Origin of the sequence: Amycolatopsis sp. NPDC005961, assembly GCF_040629235.1 — a bacterium.
In the GTDB taxonomy this organism is placed as follows: Bacteria; Actinomycetota; Actinomycetes; order Mycobacteriales; family Pseudonocardiaceae; genus Amycolatopsis; species Amycolatopsis camponoti.
Map to the genome: position 1 here is coordinate 1 of NZ_JBEXVF010000160.1, position 1,065 is coordinate 1,065.

2 protein-coding genes are annotated in these 1,065 nt (G+C 73.4%); both read left to right on the top strand.

Translation table 11 applies throughout. The annotated features are described in order from the left end of the window. The first annotated feature begins 91 nt into the window (after window positions 1-91). A complete protein-coding gene (locus ABZ342_RS48930; RefSeq protein ID WP_360488936.1) occupies window positions 92-217 on the top strand; it encodes a hypothetical protein in 126 nt (41 codons plus the stop codon). Continuing rightward, window positions 214-1,047 carry an ATP-binding protein gene (locus ABZ342_RS48935; protein ID WP_360488938.1) on the top strand — a complete coding sequence of 278 codons (834 nt, stop codon included), beginning with the start codon at window positions 214-216 and terminating at the stop codon, window positions 1,045-1,047. The genes ABZ342_RS48930 and ABZ342_RS48935 overlap by 4 nt, the downstream gene beginning before the upstream one ends. The last annotated feature ends 18 nt before the right edge of the window (window positions 1,048-1,065 follow it).

Here is a 1,065-nt window from a genome sequence, read left to right on the forward strand (position 1 = left end):
CGCCGGGGCGTGACCATGCGTTTCGTCCTGCCTCCGCTGGGCTACCCGCGCGGGATCTCTGGGTCTACCGTGTCCGCAGGAGGTGGTGGCCTTGCCCGCATCCCCGCGGGACGTCGTGGTCGTCGGCGCGTGCGCCGGCGGTGTCGAAGCCGTGCCTGAGCCGGTTCGGTCGCTGCTCACCCTGTCGGCGGACGCGGGGGAGGGGACCACGCGGTGAGCGGCCGGCTACACCTGGAGCCGCGGCACCGGGCCGCGGCGACGACCACTCTCGTGACCGGGGTCCTCGACGGCGAGTCCTATCCCCACCTGCGCGACGGGCTGCTCAAGATCGCCACGGAGGCATCCGACGGGCTGATCGCGGACATCGACGGGCTGGAGATCGGCGACGCGGCGCTGGTGACCGTGTTCTCGTTGGTCGCCCTGAGGATCGGTGACTGGCCGGGCATCCCCTTCACCGTCGTCACCGGCCGTCCCGAGCACCGGACGATGTTCGCCGACCGGACCGTCGACCGGTTCGTCCCGGTGCACGACGACCGCGAGACGGCCGAGAACCTGCTGTCCCGGCCGCCGCGGCGGCGGGCCGCCCAGCTGCTCGCCCGCTCGGCGAACTCCTCGGCCCTCGCCCGCGACTTCGTCCGCCGGATCTGCGCCGAGTGGGGTGTGCCGCACTTCGCCGAGGACGCGCTGCTGGTCGCGACGGAACTCGTCGAGAACGCCATCCGCCACACCGACTCGCTCCCGCGGTTGCGCCTGGAGCTGCGGCGCGGCGTCCTGAGCGTCGCGGTCAGCGACGACGACGCGGCGCAGGCGGTCCTGCTGGAGCGGCTCGGCGCCCTCGAACCGGGGCTCGGTCTCCGCATGATCGCCCAGGTGGCGCGGGTGTGGGGGTGCAGCCGTTCCTGGTCGGGCGGCAAGACCGTCTGGGCCGTGCTCACCCGGCGTACCGACCCTTCCGGCGGCCTCGGCGGCGGGTTGAAGAACTCGACGATCTTCTCGTACGTCGGCCCGAAGGCCTCCCGCGCCTCCTGCGTCGTGTCGGCCAGGTAGAGGAACCCCGCCCCGGCG